The following is a 16,757-nucleotide window of genomic DNA, read 5'->3' on the forward strand; positions in this document are numbered from 1 at the left end:
CAGCGCGGGCGTGACGGCGGGCGGCGTCCGGCGGCGGTGGGCGCCGGTGGGCGGCGCGGTGGGCTCAGGTCACAGCGAGGCGATGACCCGGTCCGCGAGCACGTACACCGTCTCGTTCCCGCAGGAGAACGTCAGGGCGTAGCCGCCGGAGATCCCCGAGCCGCCGAGCAGGACCGGCGGACGCCCCCGCCGCAGCGACTCGGCCAGCCGCTCGGCGGTGTCCCGGTGGCCGGGCGAGAGGCACACCGTGGTGCCGTCGGCGAACACGTACACGTCCAGCGTGCCGAGCGGGCCCGGCCGCACGTCGGCCAGCTCCGTCCCGGCCTCGGCCACCGCCGCCAGCCGGGCCACCGTGCGCTCGCCCTCCTCCGCGCCCTCGCGCCCGGCGCGGCCCTGCCCGGGAACGACGGGCTCGCCGGTGAGCGTGTGGTGCGGGTCGGACGGGTGGCGGCGGCGGGCAGCGGCCCGTCCGGCCGCCTCCGCGGCGGCGCGGGCCGCCGCGGCGTCGTCCTGCCCGGCCCCGGTGCCGCCCCGGGGCACGTCGGCCCGCTCGCCACCGTCCTGCGGGGCGTCGCCCGGCTCCGCCCCGGCGTGCGGCGCCTCGGGGGCGGCGCCGGGCTCCCGGGGGGTCTCCCGGTCCGGCTGGCGCGGGAGAACCGGAGCGGACTCCACCGGCGCGGTCACCTCGTCCAGGAGCGCGTCCAGGAGCGCGGCGTCCACGGCGTCCACCGCGTAGTCGGAGTGCGGCGCGTACGGCGCCTGGGCGTCCCCGCCCCCGTTATGCGCCTCCTGCGCGGCCCAGAAGGCCCGCGCCTCGGCGAGTTCGCGCTCCCGCTCGGCAGCGAGGGCGTCACTCACGGCGGCCCGCAGCTCCTCCCGCGCGGGCACGGACCGGGCGCCGGGCACCACGGCGTCCGCGGCCCGGACGCCCGCCGCCAGGTCGGCGCGCAGCCCGGCGACCTCGCGGCGCAGCCCCCGCACGGCGTACAGCGCGGCCCCGCTCAGCGCCGCGACGACCACGGCGGCCAGCAGCAGGATGAGGGATATGACGATCACTGACGTACTCCCGAGTCGGCTACAGCCCCCTGAATTCCTACCTCAGCTTTACCGCCTGAGCCCCATAAGCACAGCGGATAACATCACATAACGCGCATGCCGCCCTCCTTGCGGAGCAGTGCACGAAGGCCCTGAGCTGGGAAAAGACAGCGCCCCCAGGACAAACATCACATCCTGGGGGCGCTTCGGTCTCGACGCCGCATCTACGCGCCACGACGGCACAAAACGGAACCTGTGCCACCGCCACCGGACCGGCCAACCCTCGGGGCCCTACCGCCCGCCGCGGCTCAGCTCAGCCGCACACACCCCACGCCGCGCACCGCTTCACCTCCGCTACCGGCAGGCCCGCCCTCGTTCCTCGGGGCGGCCCTACCGTCCGCTGCGGCTCAGCTCAGCCGCACACATCTCATTCCGCGCGCCGCTTCACCTCCGCTACCGGCAGGCCCGCCCTCGTTCCTCGGGACGGCCCTACCGTCCGCTGCGGCTCAGCTCAGCCGCTCGATGACCATGGCCATTCCCTGGCCGCCGCCCACGCACATCGTCTCCAGGCCGAACTGCTTGTCGTGCCACTGGAGGGAGTTGATCAGCGTCGTGGTGATGCGGGCGCCGGTCATGCCGAAGGGGTGGCCGACGGCGATGGCGCCGCCGTTGACGTTGAGCCGGTCCAGGTCGATGCCGAGGTCCTGGTAGGACGGGATCACCTGGGCGGCGAACGCCTCGTTGATCTCCACCAGGTCGATGTCCCCGACGGACAGGCCCGCGCGGGCGAGCGCCTGCTTGCTCGCCTCGACCGGGCCGTAGCCCATGATCTCCGGGGACAGCCCGGAGACGCCGGTGGAGACGACGCGGGCCAGCGGCGTGAGGCCCAGCTCCCGCGCCTTCGTGTCGGACATGATCACCAGCGCGGCGGCACCGTCGTTCAGCGCGCAGCAGTTGCCCGCCGTCACCAGGCCGTCGGGGCGGAAGACCGGCTTCAGCCCCTCGACGCCCTCCAGGGTGACGCCGGGGCGCGGGCCGTCGTCCTTGCTGACGACCGTGCCGTCGGGCGTGGTGACCGGAGTGATCTCGCGGTCCCAGAACCCGTCGGCGATGGCCTTCTCGGCGAGGTTCTGCGAGCGGACGCCGAACTCGTCCATCTCCCGGCGCGTCACCCCCTTGACCCGGGCCAGGTTCTCCGCCGTCTGGCCCATGGCGATGTAGACGTCCGGCAGCTCGCCCGCCTCGCGCGGGTCACTCCAGCCGGTGCCGCTCTGCTCGGCGCGGGCGGCGGTGCGGGCCTCCGCGTCGGCGAACAGCGGGTTGTGCGTGTCAGGGAGCCCGTCGGAGCTGCCCTTCACGCTGCGCGAGACCGTCTCGACACCCGCCGAGATGAACACGTCCCCCTCGCCCGCCTTGATGGCGTGCAGCGCCATCCGCGTGGTCTGGAGGGAGGAGGAGCAGTAGCGGGTCACGGTGCAGCCGGGCAGGTGGTCCATGCCGAGCTGCACGGCGACGACGCGGCCGAGGTTGTGGCCCTGCTCGCCACCGGGAAGGCCGCAGCCGAGCATCAGGTCGTCGATGTCGCGCGGGTCGAGCTGCGGCACCTTGGCGAGGGCCGCCCGGACGATCTCGGCCGTCAGATCGTCCGGCCGGACGTCCTTGAGCGACCCCTTGAAGGCGCGTCCGATGGGCGAGCGGGCGGCGGAAACGATGACTGCTTCAGGCATCACGGCTCCAGGAAGACGGCGCGGCAGGACTGTGAGGGAAGCTACCGGCGCGTAGGGCCAAGGTCACGGCTCACGGCGTGTGACACCGCTCGCAGCGGAACGTCAGGCGTCACCCGCGACGGCCACGCGCCGGGGCACGTACCCGGACAGCTGTACCCACAAGGTGCGCACGTCACCACCGCGACGCGCGGCCACCGTCACGGACGCGGAACAATCCCGCGTCTTTCGCGCGTTGTCACGGTGGACTAGCGTGCGGCTTTTGCCGAACCATTACTCTGGTCGAAGAGGCCGTGCCGTGCGGCCATGGAGGAGTGAGATGAGGAGCAGCAACCCGGTCTTCTCGCGACGGGGGTTCAGTCGGGACGGCAACGCCGGCTTCGCCGGTCAGCCGCAGGCCGGGAACCCGTACGCTCAGGGCGTTCCCGCGGGCAGCCCGTACGCGCAGCCCCAGGCCGGCAACCCGTACGCGCAGCCGCAGCAGGGCACGCAGGGCTTCCCGCCCGCCGCCCCGCCGCAGGCCGACCGCATGACGATGGACGACGTCGTCTCCCGCACCGCCATCACCCTGGGTACGGTCATCGCTGCGGCGACCGTCGCCTGGATCACCGACCTGCCCGTGGGCGTCGCGTTCGTCGCCATGCTCGTCGCCTTCGGCCTGGGTCTGTGGCAGTCGTTCAAGGCCAAGGCGTCCCCGCCGCTGATCATCGCCTACGCGGTGTTCGAGGGCGTCTTCCTGGGCGCGATGAGCAACTACGTCAACCAGTGGGCGCCGGGCGCCGCGATGCAGGCGGTGATCGGCACCATGGCGGTCTTCGCCGCGGTGCTGTTCCTGTACAAGTCGCGGATCATCCGCGTCAACGCCCGGTTCGCCCGGTTCGCCATCGCGGCGGGCATCGGCTACGGCCTGCTGTGCCTGGTCAACCTCGGTTTCGCGCTGTTCGGCGCCGGGGACGGCTTCGGCTTCCGCACCGGCACCATCGGCATCCTCATGGGCGTCGCCGGTGTGCTCATCGCGTCGCTGTTCCTGGCCCTGGACTTCAAGCAGGTCGAGGACGGCATCGCCTACGGCGCGCCGCGCGAGGAGTCCTGGCTCGCCGCGTTCGGCCTGACCATGACGCTGGCCTGGATCTACTTCGAGTTCCTGCGCCTGGCCTGGATCCTGAACAGCAGCGACTGAACCGCCCGGCTCCGGCTCCGGAGCCGCTGTGGCACCCGAAGGGCCCGCGAGGTACGCCTCGCGGGCCCTTCCCACGTGTCCGGGCGGCTGTCCGTCTCCGAACGGCTGTCAGAACTTGCGGGCGGCGCGCCCGCGCCGCAGATCGTACTCAAGCACTATGGCCTTGGCGTGGCCGTAGGAGAGGTGGTGCTCCCCGCACAGCCAGTTGACCCGGTCCTCGAAGCGGAAGAAGGCGGGGCCGTCATCGACGGTCCGGAGCCAGTCACCCAGCTCGCGGCCCGTGCACTCCGGGATGCGGGAGAGCAGCTTCTGATGGGTCTCCTCGGAGAAGACGTGGGACATCGGCGCCTCCGGACGCGTTCGCTGAGCCCTTCGTGACACCGTGCCGCAGCGAGCAGACGTTGGCAACAGCGCACGCGGGGGCGCATAGGCTTGCCGCGTGCTCGATGTGAATCCACTGCTGACCGCCGTCGACGCGCTGGCCGGACGGCTGCGCGCGATGCCCCAGAGCGCTCTGCGGCGCGGCGCGGCGGCCGTCGCGCTGGAACTGGCCCGGGAGCTGGCCGACCGGGCGCAGCGCCTGGAGGAGCCGGACCGTCCGCCGAGGGAGATGCCGGACGCGGGCCTCTTCGCGGCCGGGGACCAGGTGGCCGTCGCGGGCAACGACCTGGCCGAGGCCCTGCGCACGTCGGGCACCGCGCGCGAGCTGGACGAGGCGCTGGACCGCGTGGACCGGGCGGCCCGGGCGGTGCGCTGACCCCGGCGCTCCCCGCTGCGGCCGTGCCGCTGGACGGGAGGCGGTGTCCCACCGGCCCGGAACCACGGCGCCCCCACCGGCCCGGCCCCCCCCGGACCCGTCCCGCCCGGGATTGGCGGCTCAGCCGGGCAGGAACAGGCCGCGCTCGGCGGCGCGGGAGTCGAACTCCTCCAGCCGGGCCTGGGCCTCCGGCAGCTCGTCGCACATGGCCTCCAGCAGCACCCGTCCCAGCAGCATCGGCGCGCAGGCGGTGTCGAACACCAGGCCCGTGCCGACGGCGGCGGGCAGCAGGACGTCCTCGGGGCGGGCGACGGGCGTGAACGCGCTGTCGGCCACGGTGACGACGCGCAGCCCGGCCGCACGGGCGTGGTCCAGCGCCGCGACGACCTCGCGGGGGTGCCGGGGCAGCGCGAAGCACAGCAGCGCGGTGGCCCCGGCGCGGGCGGCGGCGTCGATGCGGTCCGTGAGCATCGTGCCGCCCTCGTCCAGCAGCCGCACGTCCGGGTGGACCTTCGCGGCGAAGTAGGCGAAGCCGCGCGCCTGGGCCGAAGCGGCGCGCAGCCCCAGCACCGGCAGCGGCCGGGAGGCGGCCAGCAGCGCGGCGGCCCGCAGGACGGGCCCGTGGTCGGCGAGCTGGGCGGCCAGCAGCCGCAGATTGCCGATCTCCTCCTCGACGGCCTGCTGGTAGGCGTTGGCGGTGTCCCGCGCGCCGACCGCACCACCCGGTCCGCCGGGCGCCTCGCGCAGGTGGCGGCGCAGCGCCGGGTAGCCGTCGAAGCCGAGGGCGACGGCGAAGCGGGTCACCGAGGGCTGGCTCACCCCGGCCAGCTCCGCCAGCTCCACACTGGACAAGTAGGGGGCCTCGTCCGCCCGGCGCACCAGGCACTGCGCGATGCGGCGCTGGGTGGGCGTCAGCCGGTGCCCCTCGAACAGCTTCTGCAGCCGCGCCGCCGCGCCGCCCATGGCGTCCACCTGCCCTCCGCGCTGGTCCCCGGATCGTCGCGCCCGTCCGGGTCATTCAGGGATCACCGACTCTGCATGACGTTATGCAGACAGGCAAGTCCGGGGGTTACCCCCCGTGCGCGGAGAGCCGCCCCCGCCTACCGTCAGCCGCATGAACGCCGCAGACCCCGAGCTGAAGCGGGAACTCGACGCCACCCTGCAGACCCGCAAGGAACTGGGCCCCGAATACGAGGACGAGCTGATCGACTCCTTCCTGGGGAAGATGGACCAGCGACTCGACGCGCTGGTGGAGACGCGGGTGCGCCGCCGCATCGCGGAGGAGCAGCTCAGCACGTCCCGGGAGGCGCCGTCCGGCCGCCGTCCGGAGGCGCCACCGACCAGCGCGGCCGTCCTCGGACTCGCCGTGGTCTCCCTCGTGCTGTCCGTCCCGCTGACCGCGATCGTCTCCCAGGAGACGAACGTGTTCGGCGTCCTGCTGGTGTGGCTGGGCATCGTCGGTGTGAACGCCGTCCACTCGGCGGGACGCCTCGGCTGGGGGCACCGGCGCGACTGACCGGCCGCCCCGGAGCGCTCCGGCGGGGACCGCCGCACCCCGGTGTCACCACCGGGGACGGGACGACGGCGGTCCCCGCGACGACGCGGCCGGGTCAGGACCGGCTCCGCGCCGGGCGGCCATGGAGTTCCGGGAGCCGCTCCGGAGGTCCGTGGTGCCGCCGCTGCCGGCGTCGCTGCCGGCACCCCCTACGGTGCCGCCCCGTTGTTAACCCCGCTTTGCCGCCCCATGACGTTTCCCGTCCCACGCCGCCCTCGCGCGCGACACGCGCTCCAGGCCCCAGGCGCACGACCACGCGCCGGACACCGGTGCACGCGGGCTCGCTTCGGCGCGCGCGTCGCTTACGCGACGTCGGGACGTGTCATCAGCGGTGCCCGCAGATGCAGCGCCAGACTCGGGCTGGTCAGGGGCACGACGTTCCACGTCGCCGTCGCGGTCCCCGTACCGGCGTCGACCGACAGCCGGACCCGGTGCGGTGTGGTGATGACGTAGAGGTCGGCGGTGAACGTGTCGCCCTGCCAGGCGCCGGCCGCGACGACGGGGCGGCCGAGCGGCGCGCTTTCCCGCCACGTGCCGTGACCGGCCTCGATGGTGAGGGACGGCCCGAGTCGCAGGAGCCATCCGTCGTCCACGGGATCGACCGTCACCGTGGTCCCCTCCGGCAGGGCGGAATCCGCGACGGAGGCGTCGAGCCTCGCCGTGGCGGAACGCTCCGGGGCGGCCGAACCCGGTACCGGCTCCAGCGACAGCCGCCGCAGCCGGCCGGCGAGGATCTCGTCGTCCCGGGTGCTTCCCGCCTGGTCCAGGCCCGGCAGCAGGCACTCCCACAAGGGGCCGAGCACCGCCTCCGCCTGCGGGACGGCGCCGGTCACGGCGACCACGAGCTCGTGCGACGGGACGACCACGCACAGCTGGCCGTAGGCGCCCTCGCCGCGGTAGCCGTGCTGCGACATCCAGAACTGGTAGCCGTACCCGCACAGCGCGTCGGGGTTCTTCGACCAGTCGTCGATCTGCCGGGTGCCGATGTGCCGTCTGGTCGCCAGCTCCACCCACTCGCGCGGGACGAGCCGCCGGCCGTTCCACAGACCTCCGCGCAGCAGCAGTTCGCCGAAGGCGGCGACGGCCTCGGTCGTGAGGTGCAGTCCGTGGAATCCGAAGACGGCGCCGCTCGCCACCCGGTCCCATTCGGCGTGGTCGACGCCCATCGGCGTGAAGAGGCGCTCGTCCAGCAGTTCCGCCAGGCCTCGGCCCGTGACCCGTTCCACCATCCGGGCCAGGACGAAGGTGGTCGGATTGTCGTAGGCGTGCCGTGTTCCCTCGGGCTCGGGGAACGGTACGCGCAGGAAGCCCTTCACCAGGTCGCCCGGTTCCCGCTGCCATGCCTCGGCGAGGCTGTCCGTACGGTGTCCGGCCGTCATGGACAGCAGGTGGTGCACGGTGAGGCGGCGTCCCTGTTCCGGGAGGCCGGCCGGGACGTGGTCGGGCAGCACGTCCACGACCCGGTCGTCCGGCGCGAGCAGCCCGTCGGCGACCGCGAGCCCCACGGCGACCGAGGTGAACGACTTGGTCAGCGAGTAGAGGAGGTGCGGGCGCCCGGCCGAGTACGGCGCCCACCAGCCCTCGGCGACGACGTGACCGCGGCGGACGACCATGAGGGAGTGGCACTCGACGGACCGCGCTTCGAGCCGGTCCAGCAGCGCGGCCACCGAACGGGACGAGATCCCCGAGGCGGCCGGCGCCGAGCGCGGCAGGAGGGTACGCCGGGAAGCCATCCGGGCACGGTATACGAAGGCGCTGCCGGGCCCCAGCGATTATCTGATCGGCTCAGACCTGAGTCGCGCCCGCGGTCCCGGGCCGCGTCCGGACGGACGAAGGCGAAGGCGACCGGCCCGCCCGCGCCGGGACGGGGCGGGGTTCGCCGTCGGTGCTACGCGGGAAACTACTGCGCGCTGCCGTTCTCGGACAGGAAGGCCAGGACGTCCTGGCGCGTGACGATCCCGGTGGGCTTGCCGTCCACCAGGACCACCACCGCGTCCCGTCCTTCGAGCGCGGTCACCATCTTCCCCACCGGCTCTCCGGAGCCGACGACCGGCAGCGGCGCGCTCATGTGGCTCTCCAGCCGGTCGTCCGGCCCGGCGTGATCGGCGTACAGGGCGTGCAGCAGCACGCGCTCCTCCACGGCCCCGATCACCTCACCGGCCATCACGTCGGGGTGCCCCGCGCCCGGTGCCACCACCGGCATCTGCGACACCCCGTACTCCCGCAGGATCGTGATCGCGTCGCCCACGGTCTCGGAGGGGTGCACGTGGACGAAGTGCGGGATGCCGTCCGTCTTCTGCGCCAGCACGTCACCGGCCGTGGGCTCGGCGATGGACCGGTCGCTGAACCCGTGCTGGCCCATCCAGTCGTCGCTGAAGATCTTCGACAGGTAGCCGCGCCCGCCGTCGGGGAGGACGACCACGACGACGTCCTGCGGCGTGAGCCGCTCGGCCACGCGCAGCGCGGCGACGACGGCCATGCCGCAGGAGCCGCCGACGAGCAGGCCCTCCTCCCGGGCGAGGCGGCGCGTCATCTGGAACGAGTCCTTGTCGGAGACGGCGAGGATCTCGTCCACCACCTTGGGGTCGTAGGCGGTGGGCCAGAAGTCCTCGCCGACGCCCTCGACCAGGTAGGGGCGGCCCGAGCCGCCGGAGTACACCGAGCCCTCGGGGTCCGCGCCGACGATCTGCACCCGCCCGTCGGAGACCTCCTTCAGGTACCGCCCGGTGCCGGAGATCGTGCCGCCCGTGCCGATGCCCGCGACGAAGTGGGTGATGCGGCCGCCGGTCTGCTCCCACAGCTCGGGACCGGTCGTCTCGTAGTGCGAGCGCGGGTTGGCGGCGTTGCTGTACTGGTCCGGCTTCCAGGCGTCCGGCGTCTCGCGCACGAGCCGGTCGGAGACGTTGTAGTAGGAGTCCGGGTGCTCCGGGGCCACCGCCGTCGGGCAGACGACGACCTCGGCGCCGTAGGCGCGCAGCACGTTGATCTTGTCCGTGGACACCTTGTCCGGGCAGACGAAGACGCAGCGGTACCCCTTCTGCTGGGCGACGATGGCCAGGCCCACGCCCGTGTTGCCGGAGGTCGGCTCCACGATCACGCCCCCGGGACGCAGTTCGCCGGAGCGCTCGGCCGCCTCGATCATGCGGACGGCGATCCGGTCCTTCACCGAACCGCCGGGGTTGAAGTACTCCACCTTCGCCAGGACGGTGGCCCCGGAGGAGGAGGTGACGTTGTTCAGCTTGACCAGCGGGGTGTTGCCGACAAGCTCGATCATCGACTCGTGATACTGCACTGTGGTCTCCGCATCGGCAGGGGCGACCGCGGTCGCGGTCCCGGGACAGAAGCCTATTGCGCGCCGCGCGCCCGCGCCGCAGGTCACCCGGTGTTGCAGCGCGCCCGCAGTGGGGCAGACACAACGGTAGACACGGGTACGGTCGGGCCGCAGGGGAGACGGGAAGGCGGGGGCGATGTCGAGAGCGAGGGTGGCACGGCGGATCGCGGCGGCCGCGGCGTACGGCGGGGGCGGGATCGGACTGCTGGGCGGCGCGGCGCTGGGGCTGCTCGTCACGGAAGTGCACCTGACGCGGCGGAAGGTCGGCGGTTCGGACGACGTGCCGCCGCGCGCCGAGGGACTGTACGGCGCGGTCTTCGGGCACCGGGGCGGGAAGCCGCTGCGGCTGGCCTTCCTGGGCGACTCGACGGCGGCCGGGCAGGGCGTGCACCGCGCCCGGCAGACGCCTGCCGCGCTGGTCGCCTCGGGCCTCGCGGCGGTGGCCGAACGTCCGGTGCGGCTGCGGAACGTGGCACTGCCCGGCGCGTGCTCGGACGACCTGGACCGCCAGGTGACGCTCCTGCTCGCCGACGCCGACCACGTCCCGGACGTGTGCGTGGTGATGATCGGCGCCAACGACGTCACGGAGCGGATGGCGCCGAGCCGGTCGGTGCGGTACCTGGGCGAGGCCGTCACGCGGCTGTGCGCGGCCGGGAGCGAGGTCGTCGTGGGTACCTGCCCGGACCTGGGCTCGGTGGAGCCGATGGGCCAGCCCCTGCGCTGGCTCGCCCGCCGCCTGAGCCGGCACCTGGCGGCGGCCCAGACGATCGCGGTGGTCGCCCAGGGGGGCCGCACGGTCTCCCTGGGCGACCTCCTGGGCCCGGAGTTCGCGGCCAACCCGCGTGAGCTGTTCGGCCCCGACCACTACCACCCGTCCGCCGAGGGCTACGCCACGGCGGCGATGGCCGTCCTGCCCACGGTGTGCGGCGCGCTCGGCCTGTGGCCGGAGGCGGAGGAGCGGCCGGACGCGGCGCGGCGCGAGGGGCTGCTGCCGGTGGCCTACGCCGCCGCCAGGGCGGCGTCCGAGGGCGGCACCGAGGTCACCGCCGTCCGCGGCCCCTGGGCGCTGCTGCGTCACCGCCGCCGCCGGCGCCTGCCCGCCGAGGACCCGGCCCCGGCCGGCGCCGCACGGTCCGCCTCCCCCGGCTCCGGTCACCCCGACGGCTGACCGGAACGCCGGTGCCCACCAGGGGCCCGGGCCTGGCGGCGCGGCGGCGGACGGGCGGCACGTGGCGCGAATCGTACGCGCGCGTTGACGCGCGGGGGTGGCGCGCGGTGTTCCCGCGAGCCTTCCCTCCACCCCCGCGCGCCGACGCCGGAGCATTGCCCGGGTGCGTCCGCGGCCGGAGACTTCGCCGTGTCCCACCCGATCCTCGACCTTCACGGAAGGACCTCATGGTGGCCTTACGCACCCGCTTCACCGCGATCATCGCGGCCTGCCTGTTCGCCGTCGGCTCCGGCACCGCTGCGGCCGCGCCGGACGGCGGCCCCGGCACGACCGACCGCACGTCCGAGCGCGCGACCGACCACACGTCCGAGCACACGTCCGCGTCGGCCAGCGCGGCCAACCGGATCGATGACGGGAGCTTCGAGTACCCGACCGCCCCGGCGAACTCGTTCACGACGGTCACGGCGGGTCAGTCCATCGGCCCGTGGCAGGTCACCGGCGGAGCGGTGGACCTGATCGGCGCCGGCTTCTGGGAGGCGGCCGAGGGCGGCCAGTCCGTCGACCTCAACGCGACCCGGGCCGGAGCCGTGACCCAGACGTTCAAGACCAAGCCGGACCAGACGTACACGGTCACGTACGCGCTCGCCGCCAACCCGGAGGGCGGCCCCGCCGTGAAGACGGGCCGGGTCCTGGTGGACGGTCAGAACTTCCAGGACTTCTCGTTCGACTCCACCGGGAAGACCCGCGCCGACATGGGCTACGTCAAGCGGCACCTGGTGTTCGTGGCCACCGCCGACACCACGACGCTGACGTTCGCCAGCGGCGTCCCCGGTGCCCACGGACCGGTCATCGACGACGTGGCCGTCCGCGGCTGCCACTCCTGCTGCGGCCGCTGAGCCCTGGAGCCCCGGCCACGCCGGGGCTCCCCTCCAGTCGACGCGGCGCCCCGCGCCGTCGGTGCGGGACGTCATGGTGCGGAACGCTGATGCGGGCCATGAGGGGCGGTGCGCCCACGGTGCGCCCACGAGGATGCCGCTGTCCTTGACAACGGCGCGTTTCCGCAGGTCACCGGCTGCGAGCCGGTGTGCCCGGAGCCGGATTCGAACCGGCACGGCCCACGAGGCCAACGAGGTTTAAGCTCGTCGTGTCTGCATTCCACCATCCGGGCACCGGCTTCCGGGCCCGCCGCGCGCGGCAGCGGCCCCTCCTGGGTGCGGGAAGAGCGTAACCGCATCAGTGCGCTCTGTGTCCCCGTCCTTGCATGAAGTTGTCTTATTTTATTGGGAGCTGACGATCCCTCACCCCGTGACCAGCGCATCCAGGGGCCGGTACCGGCACGCGCCGGACCGAGCGGATGTCGCAAAGTCATTCGTGACCGCCGAGTAGGGGCCAGGGCCCCCGGGTTCTGTCGGGGACACGGTCCTCCCCAGGTATGACCGCGCGGTGGTGTCCGTCCCTCCGAAGGCTCCCCCAAGACGGGCAGCGCGGCGGACGAGCAGGCCGGAACGGGCGCCGACGATGGAGGGGTACCGACGTCCGACGTCCGACAGGAGCCCGCACCCGTGACCACCAGCACCCAGCCCGGCGTCCTCGCCACCGCCCCCGCCGGCACGGCGGCCGCCCGCGCCACCGACCTGTCCAAGGTCTACGGCACGGGTGAGACCCAGGTGGTCGCGCTCGACCACGTGTCCGTGGAGTTCCTCCGGGGCGAGTTCACCGCGATCATGGGACCCTCGGGCTCCGGCAAGTCGACGCTCATGCACTGCATGGCCGGGCTCGACTCCGTCAGCAGCGGCTCTGCCTCCATAGGCGAGACCGAGCTGACCACCCTCAAGGACAAGAAGCTCACCCGGCTGCGCCGGGACAAGATCGGCTTCATCTTCCAGGCGTTCAACCTCCTGCCCACGCTCAACGCCCTGGAGAACATCACCCTCCCGCTGGACATCGCAGGCCGGAAGACGGACCGGGCCTGGCTGGACCAGGTCGTGGACACCGTCGGGCTGTCCGGGCGGCTCAAGCACCGGCCGAGCCAGCTCTCCGGCGGCCAGCAGCAGCGCGTGGCGGTCGCCCGCGCGCTGGCGTCCCGGCCGGAGATCGTCTTCGGTGACGAGCCGACGGGCAACCTGGACTCCCGGTCCGGCGCCGAGGTGCTGGGCTTCCTGCGGAACTCGGTGCGGGAGCTGAACCAGACCGTCGTCATCGTCACGCACGACCCGGTGGCCGCCTCCTACGCCGACCGCGTCGTCTTCCTCGCCGACGGCCGCATCGTGGACGACATGGCCGCGCCGACGGCGGAGAAGGTGCTGGAGCGGATGAAGGGCTTCGAGGCCAAGGGGCGGACGAGCTGAGGCAAGGCCCCTCCCACTCACCCGACCCTCCGGATCACCCAGGACTCACCCATGTTCCGTACCGCCGTGCGCAACGTGCTCGCGCACAAGGCCCGGCTGCTGATGACCGTGCTCGCCGTCCTCCTGGGCGTCGCGTTCGTCTCCGGCACGCTGGTCTTCACCTCCACCATCTCGGCCGCCTTCCAGAAGAGTTCCGAGCAGGGCTTCTCCCACATCGACGTGGCGATCCGTCCCGACTCCTCGGAGTCCGGCACGCCCGGCTCGGCGCCCGCGCTGAGCGGGGAGGTGCTGGAGCGCGCCGAGGAGCTGCCCGGCGTCGCGTCGGCCACCGGCTCGGTGTCCGGGTTCGCCGCGCTCGTCGACAAGGACGGCAAGCTCGTGGGCCAGGGCTGGTCCACGAGCGGCGCCAACTACTACGCGGGCGGCGACGGCACCGACGACCGCTACCCGATGCGCGAGGGCCGCGCCCCCGAGCGGGCGGGTGAGATCGCGCTCGACGCGCGGACCGCCGAACGCACCGGCTACGCGGTCGGCGACACCGTCCGCATGTCCGTGGACGGGCCGGTCCGCGAGGAGAAGGTCACCGGCGTCTTCACCACCGACGACGGCGGCGTCGCCGCGGGCGGCACGCTCGTGCTCTTCGACACCGCCACGGCGCAGGAGCTGTTCACCGCGCCCGGCGAGTACACCGAGATCATCCTCGCGTCCGACGACGGCACCTCGCAGGCCGAGCTGCTGCGCGCGGCCGAGGACGCCCTGCCCGAGACGGCCGAGGCCGTCACCGGCCAGACGCTCGCCGACGACCAGGCGGCGGCGATCGAGTCCGAGATGAGCGGTCTGCGCACCGGCATGCTCGTCTTCGCGGGCATCGCGCTCTTCGTCGGTGTCTTCATCATCGCCAACACGTTCACCATGCTCGTCGCCCAGCGCACCCAGGAGCTGGCGCTGCTGCGCGCGGTCGGTGCCAGCCGCCGCCAGGTGACGCGTTCGGTCCTCATCGAGGCGTTCGTCGTGGGCACGATCGCGGGCGTCACCGGTCTGCTGGCGGGCATCGGCATCGGTGCCGGGCTGCGCTCGCTGATGGGCGGCTTCGGCGCCACCGTCCCCGACGGGCCGTTGCTGGTGACCGGTCAGACGGTGCTCGCCTCCATGCTGGTGGGCGTCGTCGTGACCGTGCTGGCCGCCTGGCTGCCCGCGCGGCGCGCCGCGAAGATCCCGCCGGTGGCCGCGATGAGCAGCCTCCACGCGACGGCGACGACCCGCAGCCTGGTCGTCCGCAACAGCATCGGTTCGGTGCTGGTGGCCGCCGGTGCCGCCCTGGTGTTCACGGGCACCGGCATGAAGGCCGAGGAGGCCGCGACGCCGATGGGCGCGGGCGGCGCCCTGCTGATCGTGGGCGTCTTCGTGCTGACGCCGCTGCTGTCCCGGCCGCTGATCGCGGCGGCGGCACCGGTGCTGCGGGCCTTCGGCGTCTCGGGGAAGCTGGCCCGGCAGAACGCCGTGCGCAACCCCCGGCGTACCGCGGCCACCGCCGCCGCGCTGATGATCGGCCTGACGCTGATCACCGGCATGACGGTGATCGCCGGCAGTGTCCAGAAGGCCATCGAGCAGATGGCGACGGGCTCGCTGAAGGCGGACTACACCGTCAGCATGGCCAACTTCCTCCCGCTCTCCCCCGAGATCGAGCGCACGCTCGCCGCCGACGAGCGGGTGACGGCGATCAGCCCGCTGCGCAACTCCCCCGCCGAGATCGAGGGCGGCCGGGAGTACCTGACGGGCGTCAACGGCGAGCACATCGGCGACCTGACGGCGCTGGACTTCTCGGCCGGCTCCTTCGAGGGGCTGAGCGGAGACCGGGCGGTCGTGGACGAGCGGACGGCCGAGAGTTACGGCTGGGAGGTCGGCTCGGCCTTCGCGGTGACGTACGAGGACGGCGGGCGCGGCGAGCTGACGGTCTCCGGCGTCTACGAGGGCAACGAGATGATCCAGGGGATCATGCTCGACACCGGCACGCTGGACCCGCACCTCCAGCGGCAGCACGCCATGCAGCTGCTGGTGGGCACCGGCGGGGACGCGAGCGAGGCGATGAAGTCGGCGCTGGAGGCGGAGCTGGGGAACAACCCGGCGATCCTGGTGCAGGACGAGCAGGACGTGGCCGAGTCCATCGCCCAGATGTTCACGCTGATGCTGAACATGCTCTACGGGCTGCTGGCCATGGCGGTCCTCGTCGCGGTGCTCGGCGTCGTCAACACGCTGGCGATGTCCGTCTTCGAGCGGTCGCAGGAGATCGGGATGCTGCGCGCGATCGGTCTGGACCGGCGGGCGGTGAAGCAGATGGTGCGGCTGGAGTCCGTGGTCATCTCGCTGTTCGGCGGGGTGATGGGCGTCGGCCTGGGCCTGTTCTTCGGCTGGGCGGCGGGGGAGGCGATCGGCAGTTCGCTGTCCACCTACGAACTGGTGCTGCCGTGGGGCCGGATGGGCGTCTTCCTGCTCCTGGCCGCGGTGGTCGGCGTGCTGGCCGCGATGTGGCCCGCGCGGCGGGCGGCCCGGCTGAACATGCTGGCGGCGATCAAGACCGAGTGAGCCGGAGCCGGAGGTGCCGGAGCCGTCGGAGCGGGTGTGAGCCGCAGGTCAGCGGCCGGCCCGGGTGGGGCGCCGTGCGCGTCGCACCCCGGCCGCCGCGCGTCCGCCCCGCGCGTCCGCCCCGCCCGTCCGGGCACGCGGAGTGGAACGGGGCGGGACGGGCGGGCGGCGCGGCGGGGAACCGTGCGGGAGCGAAAGAGGATGGCGGGCTGGGAGCGTCCGGTACCAGCAACCGACGCGTTCTGAGGAGGACTCGGTGCCTACAGTGCTCGCCCGCGATGAGGCCCGGTACGACGGGCACCCTGAGCCCGGTCAGGCCCCGGAGAACTCCTGTGGATGGTCCCGTTTCCTCGCGCTGGCCGCCTGCCGGAATGCACGGTTCCGCTTCCTGTCCTCGGCGGGCGCCGAAGCCGCCACGTGCGTCGTCCTGCGGGTCAGGCGCGGCAGGCGGATGCTGCGGCACGTCGTCGCCGTGGTCCCCGTCGGCCGCACGCTCGACCTCGTGGGCGTCGCCCGGCTGTACGGCGGCAGCTCGGCCGGGTACGTCCCGGCGGAGACGGCCGAGTCGCTCACCGGGTGCGCGCCCGGAGCGATCGCCCCCCACACCGACGGCCCGGGCCTCGAACTGGTGCTGGACCAGCGGCTGCGGGACCGGGAGGAGATCGTCTTCGCCGACGTCCGCCCCGACGTCTCCATCGCCCTGAACACCGACGACTACCTCACACTCGCCCGGCCCCGGACGGCCGCGATCACGGCCTGAGCGCCCTGGTCCGGCCCGGGCCCGGGTGCGCGGGCGCCACGCGCGCCCGCCCCCGTGCCGGGGTCCGCGGTACGGCGCCCCGCCCCCGTCGCGCCGTACCGCGGGCCCCGGCTTCCGCCTGCCCGCACGCGGGAACGAAGCGGGAGCGGCACGGGAACGGGGTGCGGCACACCGGCCCGCCCGCGACGACCGCGGCACCCCGGGCGGACGCCACGGCCGGCGCGCGTCGCCACGCGCGCGGGCCCCTTGGGCGACCGCCCGGCCCTCCTCTCCCGCCCGCCGGCTCCCCCGGCCACCCCCGGCCCGTCGCGGCACC

The 16,757-nt window shown here is 73.7% G+C and carries 14 protein-coding genes and 1 tRNA gene; 8 read left to right on the top strand and 7 right to left on the bottom strand.

Translation table 11 applies throughout. The features are described from left to right. Nucleotides 1-69 precede the first annotated feature (69 nt). Complete coding sequence (locus tag V1J52_RS14415; RefSeq protein ID WP_330140181.1) at nt 70-1,056, bottom strand: hypothetical protein; 987 nt, start codon at nt 1,054-1,056, stop codon at nt 70-72. A 485-nt stretch (nt 1,057-1,541) separates the two neighbouring features. Beyond that, on the bottom strand, nt 1,542-2,762 hold the full coding sequence (locus V1J52_RS14420; RefSeq protein WP_330140182.1) for an acetyl-CoA C-acetyltransferase: 1,221 nt from the start codon (nt 2,760-2,762) through the stop codon (nt 1,542-1,544). A gap of 316 nt (nt 2,763-3,078) precedes the next feature. On the opposite strand from V1J52_RS14420, the gene V1J52_RS14425 reads away from it, so the two are divergent. Next, entirely contained in the window at nt 3,079-3,939 is an 861-nt protein-coding gene (locus V1J52_RS14425) for a Bax inhibitor-1/YccA family membrane protein (RefSeq protein WP_330140183.1), read from the top strand. A gap of 108 nt (nt 3,940-4,047) precedes the next feature. On the opposite strand, the gene V1J52_RS14430 is transcribed toward V1J52_RS14425, so the two are convergent. After that, the gene (locus V1J52_RS14430) at nt 4,048-4,281 is read right to left on the bottom strand and encodes a DUF4287 domain-containing protein (RefSeq protein ID WP_330140184.1); all 234 of its coding nucleotides are present in this window, start codon (nt 4,279-4,281) and stop codon (nt 4,048-4,050) included. A 97-nt stretch (nt 4,282-4,378) separates the two neighbouring features. Here V1J52_RS14430 and V1J52_RS14435 point away from each other — a divergent pair, with 97 nt between their 5' ends. Then, entirely contained in the window at nt 4,379-4,696 is a 318-nt protein-coding gene (locus V1J52_RS14435; protein WP_330140185.1) for a hypothetical protein, read from the top strand. A 120-nt stretch (nt 4,697-4,816) separates the two neighbouring features. On the opposite strand, the gene V1J52_RS14440 is transcribed toward V1J52_RS14435, so the two are convergent. Beyond that, nucleotides 4,817-5,659, bottom strand: coding sequence for a MurR/RpiR family transcriptional regulator (locus tag V1J52_RS14440; RefSeq protein WP_330140567.1), 843 nt, complete (start codon nt 5,657-5,659; stop codon nt 4,817-4,819). 151 nt (nt 5,660-5,810) lie between these two features. On the opposite strand from V1J52_RS14440, the gene V1J52_RS14445 reads away from it, so the two are divergent. Next, entirely contained in the window at nt 5,811-6,212 is a 402-nt protein-coding gene (locus tag V1J52_RS14445; RefSeq protein WP_330140186.1) for a hypothetical protein, read from the top strand. Between the two features lie 341 nt (nt 6,213-6,553). On the opposite strand, the gene V1J52_RS14450 is transcribed toward V1J52_RS14445, so the two are convergent. Together V1J52_RS14450 and V1J52_RS14455 are read right to left on the bottom strand one after the other, a co-directional pair. After that, nucleotides 6,554-7,984, bottom strand: coding sequence for a serine hydrolase domain-containing protein (locus tag V1J52_RS14450; RefSeq protein WP_330140187.1), 1,431 nt, complete (start codon nt 7,982-7,984; stop codon nt 6,554-6,556). 167 nt (nt 7,985-8,151) lie between these two features. Continuing rightward, the gene (locus tag V1J52_RS14455) at nt 8,152-9,543 is read right to left on the bottom strand and encodes a cystathionine beta-synthase (protein WP_330140188.1); all 1,392 of its coding nucleotides are present in this window, start codon (nt 9,541-9,543) and stop codon (nt 8,152-8,154) included. A gap of 175 nt (nt 9,544-9,718) precedes the next feature. Here V1J52_RS14455 and V1J52_RS14460 point away from each other — a divergent pair, with 175 nt between their 5' ends. Next, on the top strand, nt 9,719-10,750 hold the full coding sequence (locus tag V1J52_RS14460) for an SGNH/GDSL hydrolase family protein (protein ID WP_330140189.1): 1,032 nt from the start codon (nt 9,719-9,721) through the stop codon (nt 10,748-10,750). 227 nt (nt 10,751-10,977) lie between these two features. Further along, entirely contained in the window at nt 10,978-11,646 is a 669-nt protein-coding gene (locus V1J52_RS14465; RefSeq protein ID WP_330140190.1) for a choice-of-anchor C family protein, read from the top strand. A 189-nt stretch (nt 11,647-11,835) separates the two neighbouring features. Here V1J52_RS14465 and V1J52_RS14470 read toward each other — a convergent pair. After that, nucleotides 11,836-11,918, bottom strand: a tRNA-Leu gene (locus V1J52_RS14470). Nucleotides 11,919-12,312: 394 nt separating this feature from the next. Here V1J52_RS14470 and V1J52_RS14475 point away from each other — a divergent pair. The 3 genes from V1J52_RS14475 to V1J52_RS14485 all read left to right on the top strand — a co-directional run bounded on the left by V1J52_RS14475 (nt 12,313) and on the right by V1J52_RS14485 (nt 16,441). Continuing rightward, on the top strand, nt 12,313-13,098 hold the full coding sequence (locus V1J52_RS14475; RefSeq protein WP_330140191.1) for an ABC transporter ATP-binding protein: 786 nt from the start codon (nt 12,313-12,315) through the stop codon (nt 13,096-13,098). 51 nt (nt 13,099-13,149) lie between these two features. Further along, entirely contained in the window at nt 13,150-15,681 is a 2,532-nt protein-coding gene (locus tag V1J52_RS14480; protein WP_330140192.1) for an ABC transporter permease, read from the top strand. A gap of 256 nt (nt 15,682-15,937) precedes the next feature. Further along, complete coding sequence (locus tag V1J52_RS14485; RefSeq protein WP_330140193.1) at nt 15,938-16,441, top strand: YbaK/EbsC family protein; 504 nt, start codon at nt 15,938-15,940, stop codon at nt 16,439-16,441. The last annotated feature ends 316 nt before the right edge of the window (nt 16,442-16,757 follow it).

Origin of the sequence: Streptomyces solitudinis (assembly GCF_036323765.1) — a bacterium.
GTDB lineage: Bacteria > Actinomycetota > Actinomycetes > Streptomycetales > Streptomycetaceae > Streptomyces.